Annotated in this window: 2 protein-coding genes; one reads left to right on the top strand and one right to left on the bottom strand. The window is 39.3% G+C overall.

The genetic code is table 11. The features are described from left to right. A partial coding sequence (locus tag QRY16_RS21905; protein WP_289778052.1) for an androgen-induced gene 1 family protein occupies positions 1–585 on the bottom strand: 585 nt, incomplete at its 3' end. A 745-nt stretch (positions 586–1,330) separates the two neighbouring features. Between QRY16_RS21905 and QRY16_RS22300 the strand changes: the two genes are divergently transcribed. Beyond that, positions 1,331–1,467: AAA family ATPase (locus QRY16_RS22300; protein WP_419776150.1), on the top strand; the 137-nt coding region annotated here is incomplete at its 3' end.

Raw genomic sequence — 1,467 nt, 5'->3', positions numbered from 1 at the left:
CTTAAGAGTAGCCATGCCCATAAAAAACAGTATTAGGAGAGGCATGTTCAGATGTCTCATGAAGGGATATGGATATTTCCCGGTAATATTTTTACATAGAATAATCACGCAGAAATATAAAATGTCAAAGACAAGCAAGAAGAAAATATGGGCTTTAGATCTTTTAAGCCGTATATCCCACTGCTCGACCAGGGTGAGAAGAAACGGGGCAAGATGTGTGCAGATATTAGTAAACAAGGGTGTAGCACAGTTGTTAGCAAGCTGCTTGGGATTTTCCAGTAGCTTTCTGTCATAGAAGAAAAAAAGCCAAAAGAAGAAGCTAACAAACATACTTATGGAGGACGATGTTGCTAGTGATAAATTAAATAGGCTGAAAGGCCATTTAGAGATTCGATAGACAATGCCCAAGCAAGAAGACATAATGGCGTATCCGACAGAGATGTTCGTGAGAAAAACATAGCCATGCGATGTGAAAGCATGCGGGAAGTTTTTCTGTCTCGGATGCTCGGAAAGGGGAGTTAATCCATAAATGCAGAGCATAAGGAAAATAGAGCGAAGAGTGACCCGAATAAGATCTTTAGACATTCTTATTTTACTTTCTCCTGGCTCCATTTTTGTGGGATGCTGACAAAAAAATTATTAACATGCGATAGTAATATACTAAAAGTGCCTTGAACCAAAGCCTAGATGCTTACATTGGCGGTGATTGTGCACTTAATAGCTATTATGAGCACCTATACCAGTAAATTAACTTTCTGTAATATACAGAATGTCTGGAATGCCGGGGAAGTAAGTCGGTATGCTAGCTAGAACTAGCATGCTGGCATACTCTCAGCAAAGAATGTACTGGTATACAGCTCCACCGATGTATTAATACACTACTGGACTAATGTGTCTGCGTTATATTATGAATTTTGCTCAGAATATGATATCCATTGTTGATTTTTTAAGCTTGTTAAATTTTTTAGTGAAAAAAAAGAATATGTTAGAGGAAGAAAATAAAATTTTTACTGCTGTGTTCTCTGAGACATCTGTGTTCATAGAGTATTTCTGTCAATATTAACCTGCACGAGGGTGCTGCAACCAACCTGTACTTTAATGCTAGTCCCCTGCAAGAGCATCTCCTGGCACCACAAGAGATATGTCTGCTAGCAGTAACCCACACCGTTATACTCTAATAATCAGCGGAATACCTAGAATAAAGATGACCCAGACAAACCTGCAATAACTCCTATTTATTTTGGCCAGACCTTGGGTATAATTCGTACTATCTGCATCCTGTCTGTATACTGGCTCTACTTTCCATTCCTTCCAATAAAATTTGCAGCCCATGCACCTTGAAACTCTCCGAATAAAGAACTATAAAAGCTTTAAAGAAGACCAAACCGTGGCATTCGGGCGATGCAACATGATAGTCGGCAAGAACGGATCTGGCAAGTCAAATCTGCTTAATGCCATTGAGTCAGC

Source organism: Mixta mediterraneensis (assembly GCF_030283135.1).
GTDB classification, from domain to species: Bacteria; Pseudomonadota; Gammaproteobacteria; order Enterobacterales; family Enterobacteriaceae; genus Pantoea; species Pantoea mediterraneensis.
This window is presented reverse-complemented; position numbering and strand designations above follow the sequence as displayed.